Below are 20,512 nucleotides of genomic sequence, written 5' to 3'. Positions count from 1 at the left end.
CCTCCTGCTCCTGGGGACGGGGCGTCGCGCCGCTGCGTGCGACGCGTCGGGAGGGGGACGACGCAGGGCGGCGCGGTGTGACACCTCTACGAACGGTCAGGGTCGGCGCCGGGGCCGGGGGCGAGGTCAGGGTCGAGTTCAGGGCCGGCGTCCGGGTCGGCGTCGGGGCCGAGGTCGACGGGGAGGTGCAGGCCGAGGTCGAGATGGCCGAGCTTGTCGGGGTTGATGACGGCGTCCACCTCGGTGATCCGTCCGGCGTGGACGGTGAAGGCGAACACCCCGGACTGCTCGCCCACCCGGTCGACGAAGACCAGCCCGGTGGCTCCGTTGACCTCCGCCAACGCGACCCGCAGCCCCGCCCGTTGGGTGCCTCGGGTGACCAGGCCCCGCACATAGCGGGCGACCTTCTCGCGGCCCAGTACCGGCCGGCGGGCGGCACTCACCTTGCCGCCGCCGTCCGAACGCCAGACGACCTCCGGGTCGAGGACGGACAGCAGCGCATCGAGATCGCCGCCCATGACGGCGGACAGGAAGGCCTCGACGGTGCGGCGGTGCTCCGCGCGGTCGACGGTGCGGCGCGGGGCCTCGGCCCGTACCCTCTTGCGGGCGCGGGAGGCCAACTGCCGTACGGACTCCGGGGTGCGGCCGACCGCCTCGGCGACCTCCGGGAAGGGGACCGCGAAGACGTCGTGGAGGATGAAGGCGGTGCGCTCGGCCGGGGTGAGCCGTTCCATGACGGTGAGCAGCGCCATCCCGACGGATTCGTCGAGCGTCACCCGGTCCTCGGGGCCGGTGGCACTCCCGGAGCTCCCGGGGCCTGTCGCGCCGAGGGGCAGCCGGCCGCCGGTGCCGTCGAGCAGCGGCTCCGGCAGCCAGGGCCCGACATAGGTCTCGCGGCGGGCGCGGGCCGAGCCCAGCAGGTCATAACAGATGCGGCTCACCACGGTGGTGAGGAAGCCGCGCGGGCTGGCCACCGGCGGCTCGTCGGGCAGCCCCTGCCAGCGCAGCCAGGCCTCCTGCACGGCATCGTCGGCATCGGTGACCGTGCCCATGATCCGGTAGGCGATGGCCCACAGCCGCCCACGCTGCTCCTCGAACTGCGCGAGCCGGCCGGCGTCCCGCGCGGCCCTGGCTCCGCCCGCATCCGGGCCGGTCACCGTCCCCGGCCCCGGCCCGGCGCCTGTCCCCGGCCCGGGGCCTGTCCCCGGCTTCGTCCCCGTCTCGGTCTCCGGCTGCGTCATCGTCCGCTTCTCCGCTCCCGTTCCGGCCGTTGGCTTCCGCCCTTTACGACGAGGCAGGCGGCCGGAGTGTGACAGTCAGGTCGAGCGCGCAGGTCTGCCCCCTCGACGGTGCTGTCCGGGAAGACGGCCGGTAGCGCCCGGTCCGTCACCGTAGTCTTCGTCAGGGACGCTGCTTCAATTTCAATCTCGCTTCTTCAGCAGCGCTGCTTCAATGCCGCTTCTTCGGACGGGACTTCTTGGCGGCCGGATTGCCGGTGCGGGCGCCGCGGCGGCGTTCGTACCGCTCACGGGCCGCGGTGTACTCGGCGCGGTGCAGCCCCTCCCCCGGGGCCTCGACGAGGCTGCGGCAGAAATAGGCGAGCAGTGAGCCGATGAAGCCGATCAGCATCAGGCCCTGGGAGGACGTGTCCGCCGCGCTCCGGGCGGCCGGATCGGGGCGGCGGACGAAGCCGTCCCAGGTGCGGCGGAAGGCCAGGGCGCTGCAGATGGCGAAGCCGGCGACGACGAGGATGCCGACGAACCGGCCGACGGCGGCGATCTCCAGGCCCTGGAACGCAAAGCGCAGCACGACCGCCCCGGCGGCGGCGAGCGCGAGCGAGCCCACCGCGACACCGGCCCGGCGCAGGCCGTAGCCGCTGTCGTGGTGGACCCAGGTGGTGCCGAAGAACCGGATCGACGCAGGCTCGGGGCCGCCACGCTCGGGCGCACCGGGCCCGGAACCGGCGGGCTCCGGCTTTCCGGCGGGCTCCGGGTCTCCGCCGGGCTCCGGATTTCCGCCGGGCGTCTGCTTGTCGTTCATGGCAGCGATTATCCCCGGCGGGTCGGGTGTCCGGCGGGCTCGGTGGCCAGTGGTGCGGGCGCGGCCGCGGGACTCCGTGCCCCGGCCGCGCGGCGCTCCGGCCGCACGGTGCCCCTGTCCCGCAGCGCCCCGGTCCCGCAGCTCAGTTCGTGCAGCGCGGCGCGACCATGCCGCTGCTGCCCGTCCGGACGTACGCGTCGGAGACATACTGGCCGACCCCGATGCTGTCCCAGATGTCCGTGGTGCCGTACGGGCCGCTGACCGACTGGCCGTGCCGCTGGCAGCGGATCTGGATCCGGGCCCCCTCCGCCAGCTGGCGGACCACCGGGTAGTTGGTGCCGGGGCCCTGGCGGACCTTGACGCGGTAGCCGGGTGCGACGGGATAGGTGGAGCCGCCGGTCGCGGCGGCGAGTACCTGCTCCCCGGCCGGTTTCACGGAGCCGAGATCGTCCTGAGTCGTCATGCTGTTCTCCCCCGTTGCCCAAGCGCGTGAAGGCGCTCGTGATGATGCCCGCGGCCAAGCGGCTGCGCGGTTCTGCCACGGCACGCTAGCAAGCCTCACTCACTTCGTACGCGCCATCGACTAGGCTCCGCGCGTCGCACCCGCGACCGAATGGCAAGGGCACAACACGGGGGTGGAACCATGCCATCGCTGCGCAGTTCCGGGGTCGGCCCGGAAGCGGAGCATCCGGAGTACGCCGGCCAGTACCGCCTGGAGGCACGGCTCGGCTCCGGCGGTATGGGCGTGGTCCATCTGGCGCGCTCGTCGTCCGGACTGCTGCTCGCGGTCAAGGTCATCCATGCCGAATTCGCCCAGGACCCGGAGTTCCGCGGGCGGTTCCGGCAGGAGGTCGCCGCCGCCCGGCGGGTCAGCGGGGCCTTCACGGCGCCCGTCGTGGACGCCGATCCGGACGCCGACCGCCCCTGGATGGCGACCCTCCACATTCCCGGTCCGACCCTCTCCGACCACGTAAAGCGGAAGGGCCCGCTGGCGGTTGACGAGGTGCGGCGGCTGGCCGCGGGGCTCGCCGAGGCGCTGCGCGACATCCATCGCGCGGGGGTGGTGCACCGCGATCTCAAGCCCGGAAATGTGCTGCTGGCCGCCGACGGGCCGAAAGTCATCGACTTCGGCATCTCCCGGCCGTCCGACAGTGAAATGCGCACCGAGACCGGCAAGTTGATCGGCACGCCGCCCTTCATGGCGCCCGAACAGTTCCAGCGGCCGCGCGAGGTGGGGCCGGCGGCGGATGTCTTCGCGCTGGGTTCGGTCCTGGTGCACGCCGCCACCGGAAGCGGACCATTCGACTCGGACAGCCCCTACCTCGTCGCCTACCAGGTGGTGCACGACGACGCCGATCTGGCGGGCGTACCGGCCGAGTTGGTGCCGCTGATCGAGAGATGCCTGGCGAAGGCCCCGGCGGACCGGCCGACGCCGGGCACGCTGATGGAGCTGCTGCGGACGGATGCGGCACACGGTGCCCCGCTGGGTACGCCGCTGGGTGCACCGATGGGCGCGGCGCTGCCGGTGAGCATGCCGCCGGAGGGCTTGGTGCCGGGCGGCACGGCGGCGGGCGGTACGGCGGCAGGCGATGCAGCGCCGGGCGGTACGGCAGCAGGCGATGCAGCGCCGGGCGCTATGTCGCCGGACTCGGCGACGGGCGACGCGGCAGCGGGCGATGCGGCAGCGGGCGATGCGGCGCCGGTACGGATACCGGAACAGCGGCAGCGGAAGCAGCAGCGGCAGCAGCGGCAGCCGGATCAGCTCCCGCCCGAACAGCTCTCGCCGGTATGGGCCGAGGCCACCCCGCCACGTCCCGAGACGACGCATGTCCGCGTGCCCGCGCCCGTCGAAAGCTCCGTCGAGGGCACCGTCGGAAGCTCCGCCCAAGGCACCGCCGAGAGCCCCGCCGACACAGGGCCTTCGGCCGCGCCCAAGGGCCCCACTGATCCCATCGGTCCGACCGACGCCGGCAGCCCCACCACCAATGGCAGCCCCACCAACACGGGTAATCCCACCACCACCGACACCCCAACCGGTCCCCGCCACCCCACCCGTCCCCGTTCCCGCCGCTGGCCCCTCTGGGCCGCGCTCGCCCTGGTCGTGACCGGTGCCGGGGCGTACACGGGCGTCCGGGCCCTGACCCCGGGCGGGAGCGGGCCGGACCCCGCCCTCCAGACCCGCCCCTCGCACACCGGCCGGGCCGACTTCCACCCGTGGCGGACCTCGCTCGTCGAACGCCCCGAGGGCCACGACGCCGAAATGCCGTTCTGCACCAGCGGATCCGGCGCCGTCTTCTGCGGCCAGTCCGGCGTCCCGGCCGCCCGGCTCGATCCGGACACCGGCCGGCCTGCCTGGCAGCGCACGGACCACCGCGCCCAGGGCAAGAACGCCGCGGAGTTCGCCGCTTCCCCCACCCCACCGGTGCTCTCCGGCGGGCTGCTGTACGTCTTCTCCGCCGACGGCAAGCAGCTCAGCGCCCTCGACCCGTCGGCCGACGGCAGCGGCGCCACCCGCTGGACCAAGGACGTCTCCGGATACGAGGGCGCGACCAGGATCGTCGGGAACCGCATCCTGCTGACCGCGGCGGACGGCACGGTCACCGCGCTGGACAGCACGACCCACCGGCAGCGCTGGCACAAGCGCTTCCCCGGCCACCACCTGCCGCTCTTCTCCTCCTACGGCGAGGCCCACACCGCCTATGCGGCCGAGGGCACCCCCGACGGGACCGCCACCCAGGTCACCGCCCTCGACCCGGCGGGCGGCACGGTCCGCTGGTCCCGGCGGCTGCCCGGCACCCTCGCCGTGGCCGGGACCGGTACGTCCGGGGCGCTCTATTTGACCGTCACCGACCCGCAGTTCACCTTCCGCACCACCGCCGTCGTCCGCTACGACCCCGCCACCGGACACACCAGGCGTCTCCCGCTGGCCTCGCCGCTCGATCAGGTGGCCGCCGTGGTGCACGGCGAGTCGGTGTATCTGCTCGCCGAGGGCGGCGCGCTGCAGGCCGTCGGGGAACGGAAGTGGGACACCGAAACGTCGGTCAGCCGGGGTTCGGCGCCGGTGGTGAGCGGCGACCGGCTGTATTTCACCGCGGCGGACGGCCGGCTGCTGGCGGTCGACACCCGCAACGGCGGCCTGCTCGGCCAGACCCCGCCACGGCTCGACGGCCGCCGCCACAACGGCTACCTGCAGATGCTGCCCGCCCCGCAGGTGGATGCGCCCCGCGGCCGGATCTACGCGGCCGCCCCGAACGGCACGGTCTTCGCCGTGGCGACCGGGGCCCCGGCCGCCTGGTGACCGCCGGGCCGCGTACCGCCCGGGGCGTGGCAACGACAGGTACAGGCTTCCCGCCGGACACCCGGCACGGCGGCGGCCTCCGGCACCGGCCCGCCCTTGGTGCACCTCGTATGCGTCCCGACATGGCACGCCGGGGACACGTACGGGACGCGCCGGGTCACCGGGCCGCCCGGTCGAGCAGGGCGATGAGCCGGTGCGTCGTCTCCAGGTTGCAGCGCCCCAGCTCGATCAGCGGACGCGGCTGCGCGTAGCCGTACGACACGGGGTCCACGCCGAGTGACGGCAGCACGATCCCCGTCCGCTTGAGCACGGCCGCCAGCTCGGCACAGGCCGCCTCGGCCTCCACCCGCTTGTCGCCCGCTGCCTGTGGTTCCGTCGCCATCTGCGCCGCTCCTGTCTGCCGTTTTCCTGCCTGGAGGACCGGAGCGCAACTACTGTGTGTGTTCCGGTCCTTACGAGAATGGACCCGGAAAAGGGTGCGAATGCCGCTTGCGAGCCGTATTTCGCAACCACGCACCGTTAGTTCCACACCTTCCACGGAGGAGGTCGCGATGCCGCCGAGGCGAGCGGTCACCGGTCGGAGCCAGGAGCCGCGCCAGCGCTTCATCGAAGAGCTGCGATTACTGCGTGCGCAGAAGGGCGACAGCCTGCGACAGCTCGGCGAAGCCCTGGGTTGGGACTGGTCCCTGTTCGGCAAGATGGAGGGTGGCCAGACGATCGGCAGCCCGGAGGTCGCACAGGCACTGGACCAGTACTACGGGACGAAGGATCTGCTGCTTACGTTGTGGGAGTTGGCGGCGGCAGATCCCACGCAGTTCCGTGAGCGGTACCGGCGTTACATGACGCTCGAAGCGGAAGCGCTGAGCATGTGGCACGTCGGAGTCAGCACCATTCATGGGCTGCTCCAGACGGCGAGTTACGCACACGAACTACTTTCGGCCGGTGGCCTCAGCGGCGAACAACTAACGCGGCAGGTCGAAGCACGTAAAGGACGCCGAGCACTGCTGGAGCGTGATGACGCGCAACGGTTCCGTACGATTCTTTCCGAGGCTGTACTACGCACACCGTTGGAAGATTCCATGGAGTGGCAGAAGCAGCTTGAACTCCTCCTAGACATGGGCGAGCGACCGAACGTCATGGTTCAGGTCGTTCGCCATGCAGTCGGACTCCATGCGCTGTCGAACACCGACACCACGTTCCTGCGGCTCTCAGACGGCCGCACCGTGGCATGGGTGGAGACCGGATATTCCGGCGAGCTCGTCGAGGAAACGGCAGCGGCCGAACGACTTCAGCTCAGCTACGATCTGGTTCGCGACCTAGCCCTATCCCCGGCTGAGTCACGGAAGTTCATCAGGCAGATGTTGGAGGACGTCTCGTGCGAGCCATCGACCTGAGCAGCCTCACCTGGCGCAAGAGCTCATACAGCAACCAGGACGGCGGGGCCTGCATCGAAGTCTCCGACGACCTCCTGACCACCGCCACCTGGCGCAAGTCCAGCTACAGCAACTCCGACGGCGGCGCCTGCCTCGAAGTCTCCGACGACTTCCCCGCCCTCGTCCCCGTGCGCGACAGCAAGCACCCTCTCGGCCCCGCGCTCCTCTTCCACGCCACCACCTGGTCGTCCTTCGTCACCGCCGTGAAGAGCGGGCAACTCCCAAGCGCCTGACGCACCCCGGCTCCAAGAACGGGCCCCATACCGGCCCCCGCCGCTCGCCCGCGACGGGGGCCGTCGCCGTACCGCGGGGCGGTCGACGCAGTGGAACGGAACGGCCGATCACAGCCTGTGTCGCGCGTACTCTCCATGCTGAAATCGCCCCTAGGCACAACTGGTTGGGCGTCCGCCTCACGGTTCACACAGCCCAGCCGAATCGAGGAAGCGGTCATACGAGGGAGGGCGAAGTGCCGTGCGATCAATCGACCTGAGCACCGTGACCTGGCGCAAGAGCACGTACAGCAATCCGGACGGCGGGGCCTGCATCGAGGTCTCCGACGACCTCCTGACCACTGTCGCCTGGCGCAAGTCCAGCTACAGCAACCAGGACGGTGGCCAGTGCGTCGAGGTCTCCGACGACCTCCTGACCACCGCCTCCTGGCGCAAGTCAAGCCACAGCAACTCTGACGGTGGCCAGTGCGTCGAGGTCTCCGACGACTTCCCCGCCCTCGTCCCCGTCCGCGACAGCAAGCACCCCCACGGCCCCGCGCTCCTCTTCCACGCCACCACCTGGTCGTCCTTCGTCACCGCCGTGAAGAGCGGGACGCTGCCCGGCGCCTGACGCAGCTCCTCGGCTGCCCCACGGGCCGGCCTCTGCTACCTGCCCACGGCGCAGTGCCGACGGCCGCATCCCGCGACCGCCGGCACCCTTCCGTGCCCAGGCGCTACCAGCCGATCTCTCCCGTGGAGTCGAAGAGCCGTCCGCTCGGCCCCCTCACCGAGAGGGCGAGCCGCACGATCGTTGTGGCGCTCTGCTCGGGAGTGCTGGTGCCTGTGTGTCCGTTCAGCGCGGTCGCGGTGAAGCCCGGGTCGACGGCGTTGATCAGGAACTCCGGCAGCGCACGGGCGTATTGGTACGTCAGCATGTTGAGGGCCGTCTTCGACACGGGGTAGACCAAGCCCTCCAGGCGCGACTCCATGCGCTCCGGGTCCGCGTTGACGGCGAACGAGCCCCGGCCGCTGGTCACGTTGACGACGCGCGGGTGCTCCGCCTTGCGCAGCAGGGGCAGCAGAGCGTGGGTCATACGGACCGCGCCCAGCAGATTCACGTCCATGACAGCCGCGAAATCGTCGGCCGTGGTGTCCTCCACCGCGGGGCGGCTGCCGCCGATCCCCGCGTTGTTGATCAGCACATCGATGCGGCCGTGCTCCTCCCCGAGCTGCCGCGCCACCGCGTCGACCTGCGACTGATCCGTCACGTCGAGCGGCACGAACCGCACATCGGCCCCGTCGGCCGACAGCTCACGCGCGGCCGCGCGGCCCCGTTCCTGGTCGCGCGCCCCGAGGTGGACGGTCATCCCCTCGGCAGCCAGCAGCCGGGCAACTTCCCGGCCGATCCCCTGGTTGGCTCCTGTCACCACAGCTACGTCCGAACTGGTCATAGCTCAGCATGATCTCTCCGCTCCCGGCTCCGCGTCCATGCGTCAGACCACAACCGAGGCGGTGGAGCGGCGCCATGAAAACGAAAGCGGTGCGGCGGGCCCTGAGGCCGCCGCACCGCTTGCCGCGCTGCTTGCCGTACCGAGCCGCCGCTCGGTCGCGCCGCTCAGCCCAGCTTGCTCACATCGCGCACCGCGCCCTTGTCGGCGCTGGTGGCCATGGCCGCGTAGGCGCGCAGCGCCTGGGAGACCTTGCGTTCGCGGTTCTTCGGGGCGTAGACGCCTTCGAGGGCCAGCCGGCGGGACTCCAGCTCCACTTCGCCGACGAGGAGTTCGATGGTGCGGTTCGGGATGTCGATCTTGATGCGGTCGCCGTCCTCGACGAGGGCGATGGTGCCGCCGGACGCCGCCTCGGGCGAGGCGTGGCCGATGGACAGGCCGGAGGTGCCGCCGGAGAAGCGGCCGTCGGTGACCAGTGCGCAGGTCTTGCCCAGGCCGCGGCCCTTGAGGAAGGAGGTCGGGTAGAGCATTTCCTGCATGCCGGGGCCGCCCTTGGGGCCCTCGTAGCGGATGACGACGACGTCGCCCTCCTTGACCTGCTTCTTGAGGATCTTGTCGACGGCCTCTTCCTGCGACTCGCAGACCACGGCCGGGCCCTCGAAGGTCCAGATGGACTCGTCGACGCCGGCGGTCTTCACGACGCAGCCGTCCTCGGCGAGGTTGCCCTTGAGGACCGCCAGGCCGCCGTCGACGGAGTAGGCGTGCGCCAGGTCGCGGATGCAGCCGCCCTCGGCGTCGACGTCGAGGCTGTCCCAGCGCTCGGACTGGGAGAAGGCGGTCGCCGAGCGCTTGCAGCCGGGGGCCGCGTGCCACAGCTCGACGGCCACGTCGGACGGGGAACCGCCGCGCACGTCCCAGGTCTTGAGCCATTCCTCGATCGAGGCGCTGTGCACGGTGTGGACGTCCTCGTTGAGGAGTCCGGCGCGGTAGAGCTCGCCGAGGATGGCGGGGATGCCGCCGGCGCGGTGCACGTCCTCCATGTAGTACGTGCCGCCCGGGGCGACGTTCGGGGCGACCTTGGCCAGGCAGGGCACCCGGCGCGAGACCGCGTTGATGTCGTCCAGATCGAAGTCGAGACCGGCTTCCTGGGCCGCGGCGAGCAGGTGCAGGATCGTGTTCGTCGAGCCACCCATGGCGATGTCCAGGGCCATGGCGTTCTCGAAGGAGGCACGGGTGCCGATGTTGCGCGGCAGGACGGTGTGGTCGTCCTCGTCGTAGTGCCGCTTGGTGATCTCGACGACCGTGCGGCCGGCGTTCTCGTACAGCGCCTTGCGGGCGGTGTGGGTGGCCAGCACCGAGCCGTTGCCGGGCAGCGAGAGGCCGATCGCCTCGGTCAGGCAGTTCATGGAGTTGGCGGTGAACATGCCGGAACAGGAGCCGCAGGTCGGACAGGCGTTCTCCTCGATACGGAGGATGTCCTCGTCCGAGATCTTGTCGTTGACGGCGTCCGAGATCGCGTCGACCAGGTCGAGGGTGCGGACGGTGCCGTCGACGAGGGTCGTCTTGCCGGCCTCCATCGGGCCGCCGGAGACGAAGACCGTCGGGATGTTGAGCCGCATCGCGGCCATCAGCATGCCCGGGGTGATCTTGTCGCAGTTGGAGATGCAGATCAGCGCGTCGGCGCAGTGCGCCTCGACCATGTACTCGACGGAGTCGGCGATCAGGTCGCGGGAGGGCAGGCTGTAGAGCATGCCGCCGTGGCCCATGGCGATACCGTCGTCGACCGCGATGGTGTTGAACTCGCGGGCGATGCCCCCGGCCTCGTGGATCGCCTCGGAGACGATCCGGCCGACCGGCTGGAGGTGGGTGTGGCCGGGCACGAACTCGGTGAAGCTGTTGGCGACGGCGATGATCGGCTTGCCGAAGTCCTCCCGCGCTACGCCGGAGGCCTGCATAAGGGCTCGGGCGCCGGCCATGTTGCGGCCATGGGTAACGGTGCGGGACCTCAGCTCGGGCACGATGGTCACTCCCTCGGGATTACGTCCGTACGACCGCCGGTGCCGGTATCCGGCTCTGCCGCGTAGCTCTGCTGCGTGGCTGTGCCTCGTACCGGGTGGCGTCATATATCAGCTCCCGTCGAGATTACGCCTCTCATCCAAGATCTGGACAGTCTCTCCGCAATGTGAGACGGCTGACCGCAGTGCGGACAGTGGGGGACGGGGCGTTCTTCCAGGTCAGGGTATCGATCGGGCCTCTGCAGCGGGCGCCGTAGGCGGTTGTCAGGGCCGCGCCAGGGGCGGGCCTGATCCGGCCGCCGGAGCCGGCTCGGGCCTCGGCCGTCAGGGCTGCGTCAGATACCGCTGGAGGGTCGGTGCGACCATGGCGATGATCTCCTCCACGTCCGCCGAGGCGACCGGGTCCATCTTGATCACGTAGCGCAGCATGGCGATCCCGATGAGGTGCCCGGCGGCCAGCTGCACCCGGAACTGCGGGTCGGGTACGTGCAGTTCGCCCGCCACCCGCTGCAGCATCCGCCGCTCGATGAGCCCGCGCAGCACCGCCGCCGCGGTGTCGTTGGTCAGCGCCGAGCGCATGATCGCCAGCAGCGTCGGCCGGCTGACCGGGTTCTCCCAGACGCCGAACATGAAGCGGGCCATCCGCTCGCCCACCCCTTCACCGCCGCCCGCGATCGCCTCCGGCATGGTCAGCGCGGGCGCGAAGGTCAGCTCGATGGCGGCCTCGAAGACCTGCTCCTTGGTGCCGAAGTAGTGATGCACCAGCGCTGCGTCCACCCCGGCCGCCTTGGCGATACCCCGGACCGAGGTCTTGTCGTAGCCGCGCTCGGCGAACTCCGTACGGGCCGCGGCCAGAATCCGTTCCCGGGCACCGGGGCCGGCCTCGGCGGCGGCGCGGGCCGGGCGTCCCCGGCGGCGGGCCGGTGCGGACGGCGTACCGGGCGCGGGGGCGTCGTCCGACCCCTGCCCGCTGCCGCTCACGAGCCCGGGACCCAGGTCGGCGAGGCGAGATGGAGCCGGGTGAAGGCCAGCGCCTCGGCGAGGTCGGCCTCGCGTTCGGCTGCGGACATCGCCCGCCGGGTGTTGACCTCGACGACCACATGGCCCTCGAAGCCGGTGGCCGCCAGCCGCTCCAGCATCGCGGCGCAGGGCTGGCTGCCGCGCCCGGGCACCAGGTGCTCGTCCTTGGCGGAGCCGTTGCCGTCGGCGAGATGGACGTGCGCCAGCCGGTCGCCCATCCGCCCCACCATCTCCAGGGCGTCACTGCGGGCGGTGGCGGTGTGCGACAGGTCGACCGTGAAGTGCCGGTAGTCGTCGTTGGTGGGGTCCCAGTCGGGGGCGTACGCGAGCATTTCGCGGTCCCGGTAGCGCCACGGGTACATATTCTCGACGGCGAACTTCACATCCGTCTCGTGCTCCATCCGCCACACCCCGCGGACGAACTCCCGCGCATAGCTGCGCTGCCAGCGGAACGGCGGGTGCACGACCACCGTCGAGGCGCCCAGCTTCTCCGCGGCGGTGCGGGCGCGCTGGAGCTTGACCCAGGGATCGGTGGACCAGACCCGCTGGGTGATCAGCAGACACGGGGCGTGGACGGCCAGCACCGGCACGCCGTGGTAGTCCGAGAGCCGGCGCAGGGCCTCGATGTCCTGGCTGACCGGGTCGGTCCACACCATGACCTCGACGCCGTCGTAGCCGAGGCGCGCGGCGATCTCGAAGGCCGTCGCCGTCGACTCCGGATACACCGAGGCCGTGGACAGCGCGACCTTCGCATCCGGGATGCGCACCACTGGCTCTGTCACGAGGGACAGCGTACGGGCCAAGGCAGGGCGCGGGGCAGGAGGTCCGGCGACCACGGCCCCCTGTCGGAGGAGGCGGGGGACGGTGCGACAGGGGGCGATGGGTGTGGCGGGCCCCGCCGGGGCGTGACGAGTCTCACGAGGCCGCAGCGGTCGGCCGGCGGCCGCGGTGCCGCCCCGGTCTCCGCCCGTGGGCACCGGGGAGAACCGGCGAGACGGCCCTGCGACAGCCCCTACGGCAAGTGGTCCAGCCGCCGCAGGATGACCCCCTCGCGCAGCGCCCACGGGCAGATCTCCAGCGTTTCGACCCCGAACAGGTCCATCGCCGCCTCGGCGACCAGCGCCCCGGCGAGCAGCTGGCGCGAGCGCCCCTCGGACACCCCGGGCAGCGTGACCCGCTCCTCCGCCGACATCCCGGCCAGCCGCGGCACCCACTCCTCCAGCTTCTTCCGGGTCAGCTCCCGCTGGACGTACAGGCCCTCCGCCGAGCGCGCGGCGCCCGCGATCCGGGCCAGCTGCCGGAAGGTCTTGGACGTGCCGACGACCCGGTCGGGAGTGCCGTGGCGGCTGAATTCGCTCACCACCTTGGCGATCTCGGCGCGCACCCGGCGGCGCAGCGTCCGCACGTCGTCGGCCTCCGGCGGGTCGCCGGGCAGGTCGCCCGCGGTCAGCCGGCCGGCGCCCAGCGGCAGCGACACCGCCACGTCCGGGTCCTCGTCCAGGCCGTAGGCGACCTCCAGCGAGCCGCCGCCGATGTCCAGCACCAGCAGCCGGCCGGCCGACCAGCCCAGCCACCTGCGGGCGGCGAGAAAGGTGAGCCGCGCCTCGTCCTCGCCGGACAGCACCTGCAGCTCGACCTCGGTCTCCAGGGCGACCCGGCGCAGGACGTCCTCACCGTTGGTGGCCTCGCGGACCGCCGAGGTGGCGAACGGCAGCACGCTCTCGACGCCCTTGTCCTCGGCCACCTGGAGCGCTTCGTGCACGGTGGCCACCAGCCGCTCCACCCCCGCATCGCTTATCGCGCCCGCCTCGTCCAGGAGTTCGGCAAGGCGCAGCTCCGCCTTGTGCGAATAGGCGGGCAGCGGGCGCGCGCCCGGGTGTGCGTCCACCACGAGCAGATGGACCGTATTCGAACCCACATCGAGGACACCGAGTCTCATACGGGGAAACCTACTGCGCGCACCGCCCACTCCTGTCGGCACGGTCCGCACCGTGATGCGCCTTAGGCTGGAGTCGTGGCAAAGACGAAAAAGGCGAAGCACGAAAAAGCGCTCACCAAGGAAGAAAAGCGGCGCTCTCAGGCGACTGAGGGGGCGCGGTCCCCGAAGCAGGCCCCGGCCGACGAGGTCGGCCTCGACTTCGCCCGCGCCTGGGTCACCTTCCCGGACCCGGCCGACGACGAACAAATCTTCCGCTGCGACCTGACCTGGCTGACCTCCCGCTGGACCTGCATCTTCGGCAGCGGCTGCCAGGGCATCCAGGCCGGCCGGGCGGACGACGGCTGCTGCACGCTCGGCGCGCACTTCTCGGACGAGGACGACGAGAAGCGGGTGGCCGAGCACGTGGCACGGCTCACGCCCGATGTGTGGCAGCACCACGACGTCGGCACCCAGACCGGCTGGGTCCAGGAGGACGAGGACGGCGACCGGCAGACCCGGCGCTGGGAGGGCTCCTGCATCTTCCAGAACCGCCCCGGCTTCCCGGCCGGCGCGGGCTGCTCCCTGCACATCCTCGCGCTGCGCGAGGGCCGCGAGCCCCTGGAGACCAAGCCGGACGTCTGCTGGCAGCTGCCGGTCCGGCGCACCTACGACTGGATCGACCGGCCGGACGACACCCGCGTCCTGCAGGTGACGATCGGCGAGTACGACCGGCGCGGCTGGGGCCCCGGCGGCCACGACCTGCACTGGTGGTGCACCTCCGCGACCTCGGCGCACGGCGCGGGCGACCCGGTGTACGTCTCGTACAAGCCGGAGCTGACCGAGCTGATGGGCAAGAAGGGCTACGCCAAGCTCGCCGCACTGTGCGAGGAGCGGCTGGCGGCGACGCTGCCGATGGCGCCGCACCCGGCGGACCCGAAGCCCCCGAAGGCCTCCCAGAAGTCGCAGAAGTCGCAGAAGCCAAAGGAGAAGGAGAAGGGGAAGCAGTAGGCAGTAGTAGGCGCGCGTCGGGGCCGTCCGGGCCGACGCGGTCCCGGTGCGTTCATGTCCCGGTGCGCTCGGGCCCGGTGCGCTCAGCGCCCGGGCGCGCCGCGGGCGGGACGGGTCGTGTTCGACGGAGTCGAGGACGGGTCGGGGCCGGTGGGCTTGGGGGTCGGCGACGGAGGCGTGGGGGTGGGCGCCGGGGAGGTCGGGGTCGGCGTGGGTGTCGGCGCCGGATGCGAAGGGCGCGGTGTCGGCCTGGGCCTCGGCTTCGCCGGCGTCGGACGCTGCGGGCCAGGGACGGGACCGGTCACGCCATGGCCCTTCATCGTCACGGCGGTGCCGCCCGGCTCGATGGCGATCCTGGCGCGCCAGTGGCCCGCGGGCTCCCGATCGTGGTCGATATCGACCGTGATCGTGGTGGTCTCGCCCGGCCGCAGCGAGCCCGCCGTGTGACTCAGCTGCAGCCAGGCCGCGCCCGCCGAAGCGCGCCAGCGCACCGGAGCCCGGCCCGCGGCGGTGAGCGTGATCACCGTGGTCCGGCCGCTGGGCTGCGCGGCGACCGTCAGCCGGCCGGGGCCCGACTCCGCTCGGCTGCCCGGCTCGCCCGGCCGCTGCGGGGTGCCGTCCGCGCTGGTCACCTCGACGGACACATCGGGCGTCCCGTCGCCGGACCGGAAGCCGGGATCGGGCGTCGTCCGGGCATTGCCGGCGTTCTCGTACGGGCGGCCGCTCAGCCGTTCCCCGGTCTCCGTCTCGCTGGCCGTCACCGAGGGCGAGGCGTCCGCCGCCTCATCGGTGGCGAGGCTGCCGTGGTACGCCGCCCACAGGGCCAGCACCGGTGCCGCCACCACCGTGGCGACCACGGTGGTGGTCAGCGCGCGGCCGCGGAGCCGGCGCCGGCGGGCCACCCGGTCGGTCGGGGGGCCGACGGGAAATCCGTTGCGGTCATAGCGAGGAGAACCGTTTGCCCCACCGGTCCGGCCGCCGTGTCCCGCACCGGCCACGCCCTCCGCGCGGCCCGATTTGGCGCGCCGGGCCGCCGCCAGCGCACCGAGCACGGACTCGCGCGGCGCGGCGACCAGCGGCAGCGCCCCCGGGGGCACCGGCGCGGTGCCCGGCCAGGTCCCCGGGGCGGTGGCGCGCTCGGCGGTCCGCCGGCACTCGGCGCAGTCGTCGACATGGCGCACCAGCTCCCGGCTCAGGGCCGCGCCCAGCAGCATCTGGGTGTCCCCCGCCAGCTGTGCCACCTCGCGGCAGCGGCCGGACTCGACGACGGCCAGGGCCGCCCGGGTCCGCTCCACCTCGCAGGAGGCGGTGGCCAGCAGCGCGCGGGTGGCGACCGGGTCGGCGCCGAGCACCGCGGCGACCTCGTCGGCGGACAGCTGATGGCGTACCGAGAGCTCCAGCGCCTCGCGCTGCCCGGGGGTGGTGCCGGCGGCCTCCGGCCAGGCCAGCGCGGCGAGTTCACGCTGCCGGCGGTCGGCTTCGGCGGCGGCCGGGCCGGTGGCTGCGCCCGGGCCGGTGGCTGCGCCCGGGCCGGTGGCTGTGGCGGTGGAGGCGGTCGCGGTCGTGCCGGTGGCGGCGGCCGTCGGGGCCGGTGCCTTGGCGGCCGGGCCGGTCCGTTCGGCGAGCCGGCGCAGACAGGCCCAGCGGGCCAGCGCATAGAGCCAGGAGCGGTACCGGTCCCGGTCGGCGGGCCGCCTGCCGTGGTGCCGCTCGGCGAGCGCAAGCATCTCGCCGAGCACCGCGGTCGCCGCGTCGTGCTCGCACAGCACCGACAGGCAGTAGGTGAACAGCCCGTCCAGATAAGGCTCGTAGCCGTCGGGCCGCTTGTCCGGGGGGCGTGCGACATCCGGGCCGGGCCGCTCGGACGGCTCCGGACGGCTCCGGCGCCGGCCGTCGCCGCGCGACCGGTGTGCGCCGGTGGAGTGCGTGGGGTGCTCGGGCCTGCTGCTCATCACCCCGGCGACGGTAGGCGGATGATGCAGCCGGCCTTGCTCGCGTTGGACACTTTTAACCCTTACGGGTGACCATCTCCCTCAAAAGAGGACACGAATGGCCCTTTACACCGCGGGCGCGCTCCGTCTGCGCCACCCGTGCGGCGCAACCGCCGGTGAGGGAGCCGCCCCTGCCGCAACCGGCGCCTCCGGCCCGAAGACCCCACTCCTGAAGGGCTCGGGCGAGGGGCCGGGCGAGGGCTCAGGCGGGCGTTGTCAGACCCCGCCGCTACGGTGACCCCATGGCAACGCGTAAATCCTCGGGCAAGGAGCGCCCCTCCTACCGCTGTACGGAGTGCGGCTGGACCACCGCGAAGTGGCTCGGGCGCTGCCCCGAATGCCAGGCGTGGGGCACGGTCGAGGAGTTCGGCGGCGCCCCCGCGGTGCGCACGACCGCGCCCGGCCGGGTCACCACCGCGGCCCTGCCCATCGGCCAGATCGACGGCACGCAGGCCACCGCCCGCTCGACGGGAGTGCCCGAGCTGGACCGTGTCCTGGGCGGCGGGCTGGTCCCCGGCGCGGTCGCGCTGCTGGCCGGCGAGCCCGGGGTCGGCAAGTCCACCCTGCTGCTGGACGTCGCCGCCAAGGCCGCCTCCGACGCCCACCGCACCCTGTATGTGACGGGCGAGGAGTCCGCCAGCCAGGTACGGCTGCGCGCCGACCGCATCGGCGCCCTCGACGACCATCTGTATCTGGCGGCCGAAACCGACCTCTCCGCCGTCCTCGGCCACCTCGACACGGTCAAGCCCTCGCTGCTGATCCTCGACTCCGTGCAGACCGTCGCCTCCCCCGAGATCGAGGGCGCCCCCGGCGGCATGGCCCAGGTCCGCGAGGTGGCCGGCGCACTGATCCGGGCGTCCAAGGACCGCGGTATGTCCACCCTCCTGGTCGGCCATGTCACCAAGGACGGCGCCATCGCCGGGCCGCGCCTGCTGGAACATCTCGTCGATGTCGTCCTGCACTTCGAGGGCGACCGGCATGCCCGGCTGCGCCTGGTCCGCGGCGTCAAGAACCGCTACGGCACCACCGACGAGGTCGGCTGCTTCGAGCTGCACGACGAGGGCATCACCGGTCTCGCCGACCCCTCCGGCCTCTTCCTCACCCGCCGCACCGAACCCGTGCCCGGTACGTGCCTGACGGTGACCCTGGAGGGCCGCCGCCCCCTGGTCGCCGAGGTCCAGGCGCTCACCGTCGACTCCCAGATCCCCTCCCCCCGGCGCACCACCTCCGGCCTGGAGACCTCCCGGGTCTCGATGATGCTCGCCGTACTGGAACAGCGCGGCCGGATCAGCGCCCTGGGCAAGCGCGACATCTACAGCGCGACGGTCGGCGGGGTGAAGCTGACCGAGCCCGCCGCCGACCTCGCCGTCGCCCTCGCCCTCGCCAGCGCCGCCAGCGACACCCCCCTCCCCAAGAACCTCGTCGCCATCGGCGAGGTGGGCCTCGCGGGCGAGGTCAGGCGGGTCACCGGCGTCCAGCGGCGGCTGTCCGAAGCGGCCCGCCTCGGCTTCACCCACGCCCTGGTCCCCTCCGACCCCGGCAAGATCCCCGACGGAATGCGGGTGCTGGAGGTCGCCGACGTCGGAGCGGCCCTCAGCGTCCTGCCCAAGCGAGTGCGCCGGGAGGCCCCACAGGAAGAGGGCGCACGCCGGTAGACTTTGCCCTGGTCTCGCCCGTCACCGCAGAATTGCCTGTCGGCCACGTACGCTCCGCTGGTACGTCAACACAGCATGGGCCGGGCGGCCTGCGGACCGACAGACCTTGCGACGGAGGAGTGCAGTGGCAGCCAACGACCGGGCATCGACTTCCGGCAGGTCCGGTGGAAGCTCCGGCACCGAGAGCCTGATGCGCGCCACGCTGAGCGCCGTCGCTCCCGGTACCGCCCTGCGCGACGGCCTGGAGCGCATCCTCCGCGGCAATACGGGCGGGCTGATCGTGCTGGGCTTCGACAAGACCGTCGAATCCATGTGTACCGGCGGATTTGTCCTGGATGTCGAGTTCACCGCCACGCGGCTGCGCGAACTGTGCAAGCTCGACGGGGCACTGGTCCTCGACAAGGACATCTCCAAAATCCTGCGGGCCGGCGTCCAGCTGGTCCCGGACGCTTCCATCCCCACGGAGGAGACCGGCACCCGCCACCGCACCGCCCAGCGCGTCTCGATCCAGGCCGGCTTCCCGGTCGTCTCCGTCAGCCAGTCGATGCGTCTGATCGCGCTCTACGTGGACGGCGAGCGCCGCGTCCTGGAGGAGTCGGCCGCGATCCTCTCCCGCGCCAATCAGGCACTGGCGACCCTGGAGCGCTACAAGCTCCGCCTGGACGAGGTCGCCGGCACCCTCTCCGCCCTGGAGATCGAGGACTTGGTGACGGTCCGCGATGTCACCGCGGTCGCCCAGCGCCTGGAGATGGTCCGCCGGATCGCCACCGAAATCGCCGAGTACGTCGTCGAGCTCGGCACGGACGGCCGGCTGCTCGCCCTCCAGCTGGAGGAACTGATCGCCGGCGTGGAGCCGGAGCGGGAGCTCGTCGTCCGCGACTACGTCCCCCAGCCGACCGCCAAGCGCTCCCGCACGGTCGTCGAAGCGCTCGCCGAGCTGGACGCGCTCAGCCACACCGAACTGCTCGAACTCCCCACCGTGGCCCGCGCACTGGGCTACAGCGGAGCCCCCGAGACACTGGACTCCGCGGTCTCCCCGCGCGGTTTCCGCCTGCTGGCGAAGGTCCCCCGGCTGCCCGGCACGGTCATCGACCGCCTCGTCGACCACTTCGGCGGTCTGCAGAAGCTGCTCGCCGCCAGCGTCGACGACCTTCAGGCGGTCGACGGCGTCGGGGAGGCCCGCGCCCGCTCGGTCCGCGAGGGCCTGTCCCGACTGGCGGAGTCGTCGATCCTGGAGCGGTACGTCTAAGGGCGGTACGCCTGAAGGGCAGCACGTCTGAGTACGCCTGAGGGCGGAGGCGTCCCAAGGGCGGCACCTCTCAGGGCTGCCCCGCACCGGGCCGGTCTCCGCCGTCCTGCACCGGCAGGGGTCAGCCGGCCCGCCGCAGCGCCACCGCCTCCTTCGCCGGGTCCAGGCCGAGTGCGGGGCGGTCCGGGCGCTGCGGTGCCACCCCGCCGATGGCCTGCAGCCAGGCCCAGGTGTCGGCCACGGTTTCCGCGACGGGACGGCAACGCAGTCCGGACGCCAGGGCCTTGGACACCTCGCGGCCGAAGACCGCGTCCCTCAGCTCACCGGGCGGTTGCCAGACCGGCAGCTCGGTCCAGGGCTCGACACCGGCGGCGAGGACGTCCTCCGGAGCGGTCCAGCGCAGCTCCGCGTCCGAGCCGGTGACCTTCGCGCAGCTCTCCAGCAGCTCGCCCATGGTGGCGTGCCCGGACTCGCTCACCAGGTTGTACGGCCCGCCGAGCCCGGCCTGCAGGGCGTCGGCCGTCCACTCGGCCAGGTCACGGACGTCGATGTACTGCAGCGCCATCCCCCGCGGCCCCGGCGCCAGGACCGGGCCGCCGCGGGCGATCCGCCCCAGCCACCACGGCAGCCGCCCCACGTTCTCGTACGGCCCGAGAATCAGCCCCGCACGCACCAGCAGCGCCCGGTCCCCGAACGCCTCGGCCGCGGCCAGCTCACCGCCCCGCTTGGCCTGTGCATAGTCCTCGGCACCGGTGGCATCGGCGGAGCCCGTCACCAGCGGCGCCCGCTCATCGGGCCGGCCCGTGGGCGGGAAGGCGTACACCGAGGTGCTGGAGATGTAGGCATACGTCCCCGCCCGCCCGGCCAGCAGCCGCGCACTGTCCCGGACGGCCGACGGCGCACCACTCCAGGTATCGACGACGGCGTCCCACTCGCCCTTTTCCAGGGCCGCGAGCCCTGCCGCGTCCGCACGGTCACCGTGCAGCGCCGTCGTCCCCTCCGGCGGCGCGTGATTCCCCCGGTGGAACACCGTGACCTCCCAGCCACGCGCCAGCGCCGCCTCGGCGACAGCCCGCCCCACGAACTCCGTCCCGCCCAGCATCAGTAGCTTCATGACGGTGACTATCCCGGACGGCACCGTCCGGGGCACCGACTCTCGCTACCGGCGAAAACGCTACGGGCGGAAGGCACAAAGGCGCGTACGGGAAGAACTACGGAGGTGCCGGGG

At 72.4% G+C, this 20,512-nt stretch carries 18 protein-coding genes and 1 pseudogene; 8 read left to right on the top strand and 11 right to left on the bottom strand.

The genetic code is table 11. From position 1 onward, the window contains the following. Positions 1 to 86: 86 nt before the first annotated feature. The 3 genes from sigJ to ABR737_RS26315 all read right to left on the bottom strand — a co-directional run bounded on the left by sigJ (position 87) and on the right by ABR737_RS26315 (position 2,503). Positions 87 to 1,241, bottom strand: a complete 1,155-nt coding sequence (sigJ, locus tag ABR737_RS26325) for an RNA polymerase sigma factor SigJ (protein ID WP_350252778.1) — start codon at positions 1,239 to 1,241, stop codon at positions 87 to 89. A gap of 208 nt (positions 1,242 to 1,449) precedes the next feature. After that, a complete protein-coding gene (locus tag ABR737_RS26320) occupies positions 1,450 to 2,040 on the bottom strand; it encodes a hypothetical protein (protein WP_350252776.1) in 591 nt (196 codons plus the stop codon). A 142-nt stretch (positions 2,041 to 2,182) separates the two neighbouring features. Next, positions 2,183 to 2,503 carry a peptidase gene (locus ABR737_RS26315; protein ID WP_350252775.1) on the bottom strand — a complete coding sequence of 107 codons (321 nt, stop codon included), beginning with the start codon at positions 2,501 to 2,503 and terminating at the stop codon, positions 2,183 to 2,185. Between the two features lie 180 nt (positions 2,504 to 2,683). On the opposite strand from ABR737_RS26315, the gene ABR737_RS26310 reads away from it, so the two are divergent. Then, positions 2,684 to 5,338, top strand: a complete 2,655-nt coding sequence (locus tag ABR737_RS26310) for a protein kinase domain-containing protein (RefSeq protein WP_350252773.1) — start codon at positions 2,684 to 2,686, stop codon at positions 5,336 to 5,338. 157 nt (positions 5,339 to 5,495) lie between these two features. Here ABR737_RS26310 and ABR737_RS26305 read toward each other — a convergent pair whose 3' ends face one another. Next, on the bottom strand, positions 5,496 to 5,720 hold the full coding sequence (locus tag ABR737_RS26305) for a hypothetical protein (protein ID WP_350252772.1): 225 nt from the start codon (positions 5,718 to 5,720) through the stop codon (positions 5,496 to 5,498). Between the two features lie 169 nt (positions 5,721 to 5,889). Between ABR737_RS26305 and ABR737_RS26300 the strand changes: the two genes are divergently transcribed. The 4 genes and pseudogenes from ABR737_RS26300 to ABR737_RS26290 all read left to right on the top strand — a co-directional run bounded on the left by ABR737_RS26300 (position 5,890) and on the right by ABR737_RS26290 (position 7,611). Then, positions 5,890 to 6,732 (top strand): helix-turn-helix domain-containing protein, encoded by an 843-nt coding sequence (locus ABR737_RS26300; RefSeq protein WP_350252770.1) that lies wholly within the window; start codon positions 5,890 to 5,892, stop codon positions 6,730 to 6,732. Next, positions 6,714 to 7,004 carry a DUF397 domain-containing protein gene (locus tag ABR737_RS26295; protein WP_350252769.1) on the top strand — a complete coding sequence of 97 codons (291 nt, stop codon included), beginning with the start codon at positions 6,714 to 6,716 and terminating at the stop codon, positions 7,002 to 7,004. Before ABR737_RS26300 ends, ABR737_RS26295 begins: the two co-directional genes overlap by 19 nt. A 238-nt stretch (positions 7,005 to 7,242) precedes the next feature. After that, a pseudogene (locus ABR737_RS43975) lies at positions 7,243 to 7,323 on the top strand (DUF397 domain-containing protein); the annotation flags it as partial. Positions 7,324 to 7,335: 12 nt separating this feature from the next. After that, positions 7,336 to 7,611: a DUF397 domain-containing protein gene (locus tag ABR737_RS26290; protein ID WP_502964507.1), complete on the top strand. Its 276-nt coding sequence runs from the start codon at positions 7,336 to 7,338 to the stop codon at positions 7,609 to 7,611. A gap of 103 nt (positions 7,612 to 7,714) precedes the next feature. On the opposite strand, the gene ABR737_RS26285 is transcribed toward ABR737_RS26290, so the two are convergent. The 5 genes from ABR737_RS26285 to ABR737_RS26265 form a co-directional block, all read right to left on the bottom strand. Further along, positions 7,715 to 8,431 carry an SDR family NAD(P)-dependent oxidoreductase gene (locus tag ABR737_RS26285; protein ID WP_350252765.1) on the bottom strand — a complete coding sequence of 239 codons (717 nt, stop codon included), beginning with the start codon at positions 8,429 to 8,431 and terminating at the stop codon, positions 7,715 to 7,717. A gap of 164 nt (positions 8,432 to 8,595) precedes the next feature. After that, entirely contained in the window at positions 8,596 to 10,446 is a 1,851-nt protein-coding gene (ilvD, locus tag ABR737_RS26280) for a dihydroxy-acid dehydratase (protein ID WP_350252764.1), read from the bottom strand. 321 nt (positions 10,447 to 10,767) lie between these two features. After that, complete coding sequence (locus ABR737_RS26275; protein ID WP_350252763.1) at positions 10,768 to 11,424, bottom strand: TetR/AcrR family transcriptional regulator; 657 nt, start codon at positions 11,422 to 11,424, stop codon at positions 10,768 to 10,770. Then, positions 11,421 to 12,245, bottom strand: a complete 825-nt coding sequence (locus ABR737_RS26270) for a sugar phosphate isomerase/epimerase family protein (protein ID WP_350252761.1) — start codon at positions 12,243 to 12,245, stop codon at positions 11,421 to 11,423. Before ABR737_RS26270 ends, ABR737_RS26275 begins: the two co-directional genes overlap by 4 nt. Positions 12,246 to 12,475: 230 nt before the next feature. Beyond that, positions 12,476 to 13,402, bottom strand: a complete 927-nt coding sequence (locus ABR737_RS26265; RefSeq protein WP_350252759.1) for a Ppx/GppA family phosphatase — start codon at positions 13,400 to 13,402, stop codon at positions 12,476 to 12,478. 75 nt (positions 13,403 to 13,477) lie between these two features. Here ABR737_RS26265 and ABR737_RS26260 point away from each other — a divergent pair, with 75 nt between their 5' ends. Further along, positions 13,478 to 14,389, top strand: coding sequence for a DUF3109 family protein (locus ABR737_RS26260; protein WP_350252757.1), 912 nt, complete (start codon positions 13,478 to 13,480; stop codon positions 14,387 to 14,389). 83 nt (positions 14,390 to 14,472) lie between these two features. Here the strand turns inward: ABR737_RS26260 and ABR737_RS26255 are convergent, their stop codons facing one another. Continuing rightward, positions 14,473 to 16,341, bottom strand: a complete 1,869-nt coding sequence (locus ABR737_RS26255) for a sigma-70 family RNA polymerase sigma factor (protein WP_350252755.1) — start codon at positions 16,339 to 16,341, stop codon at positions 14,473 to 14,475. Between the two features lie 281 nt (positions 16,342 to 16,622). Here ABR737_RS26255 and radA point away from each other — a divergent pair, with 281 nt between their 5' ends. Together radA and disA are read left to right on the top strand one after the other, a co-directional pair. Continuing rightward, positions 16,623 to 18,035: a DNA repair protein RadA gene (gene radA / locus ABR737_RS26250; RefSeq protein WP_350252754.1), complete on the top strand. Its 1,413-nt coding sequence runs from the start codon at positions 16,623 to 16,625 to the stop codon at positions 18,033 to 18,035. Positions 18,036 to 18,159: 124 nt separating this feature from the next. Then, positions 18,160 to 19,284: a DNA integrity scanning diadenylate cyclase DisA gene (gene disA, locus ABR737_RS26245; protein WP_350252753.1), complete on the top strand. Its 1,125-nt coding sequence runs from the start codon at positions 18,160 to 18,162 to the stop codon at positions 19,282 to 19,284. Positions 19,285 to 19,405: 121 nt separating this feature from the next. Here disA and ABR737_RS26240 read toward each other — a convergent pair whose 3' ends face one another. Continuing rightward, positions 19,406 to 20,398: an NAD-dependent epimerase/dehydratase family protein gene (locus tag ABR737_RS26240; RefSeq protein WP_350252752.1), complete on the bottom strand. Its 993-nt coding sequence runs from the start codon at positions 20,396 to 20,398 to the stop codon at positions 19,406 to 19,408. Between the last annotated feature and the right edge of the window lie 114 nt (positions 20,399 to 20,512).

This window comes from Streptomyces sp. Edi2, assembly GCF_040253635.1.
In the GTDB taxonomy this organism is placed as follows: Bacteria; Actinomycetota; Actinomycetes; order Streptomycetales; family Streptomycetaceae; genus Streptomyces.
The sequence above is the reverse complement of the archived record's forward strand: the minus strand, read 5'-3'. Positions and strand labels throughout refer to the sequence as shown.

What these genes read in the sequence shown, in the direction of transcription:
- sigJ (WP_350252778.1), bottom strand. Translation starts at nt 1,241, where the DNA reads ATGACGCAGCCGGAGACCGAGACGGGGACGAAGCCGGGGACAGGCCCC.
- ABR737_RS26320 (WP_350252776.1), bottom strand. Translation starts at nt 2,040, where the DNA reads ATGAACGACAAGCAGACGCCCGGCGGAAATCCGGAGCCCGGCGGAGAC.
- ABR737_RS26315 (WP_350252775.1), bottom strand. Translation starts at nt 2,503, where the DNA reads ATGACGACTCAGGACGATCTCGGCTCCGTGAAACCGGCCGGGGAGCAG.
- ABR737_RS26310 (WP_350252773.1), top strand. Translation starts at nt 2,684, where the DNA reads ATGCCATCGCTGCGCAGTTCCGGGGTCGGCCCGGAAGCGGAGCATCCG.
- ABR737_RS26305 (WP_350252772.1), bottom strand. Translation starts at nt 5,720, where the DNA reads ATGGCGACGGAACCACAGGCAGCGGGCGACAAGCGGGTGGAGGCCGAG.
- ABR737_RS26300 (WP_350252770.1), top strand. Translation starts at nt 5,890, where the DNA reads ATGCCGCCGAGGCGAGCGGTCACCGGTCGGAGCCAGGAGCCGCGCCAG.
- ABR737_RS26285 (WP_350252765.1), bottom strand. Translation starts at nt 8,431, where the DNA reads ATGACCAGTTCGGACGTAGCTGTGGTGACAGGAGCCAACCAGGGGATC.
- ABR737_RS26265 (WP_350252759.1), bottom strand. Translation starts at nt 13,402, where the DNA reads ATGAGACTCGGTGTCCTCGATGTGGGTTCGAATACGGTCCATCTGCTC.
- ABR737_RS26255 (WP_350252755.1), bottom strand. Translation starts at nt 16,341, where the DNA reads ATGAGCAGCAGGCCCGAGCACCCCACGCACTCCACCGGCGCACACCGG.
- radA (WP_350252754.1), top strand. Translation starts at nt 16,623, where the DNA reads ATGGCAACGCGTAAATCCTCGGGCAAGGAGCGCCCCTCCTACCGCTGT.
- ABR737_RS26240 (WP_350252752.1), bottom strand. Translation starts at nt 20,398, where the DNA reads ATGAAGCTACTGATGCTGGGCGGGACGGAGTTCGTGGGGCGGGCTGTC.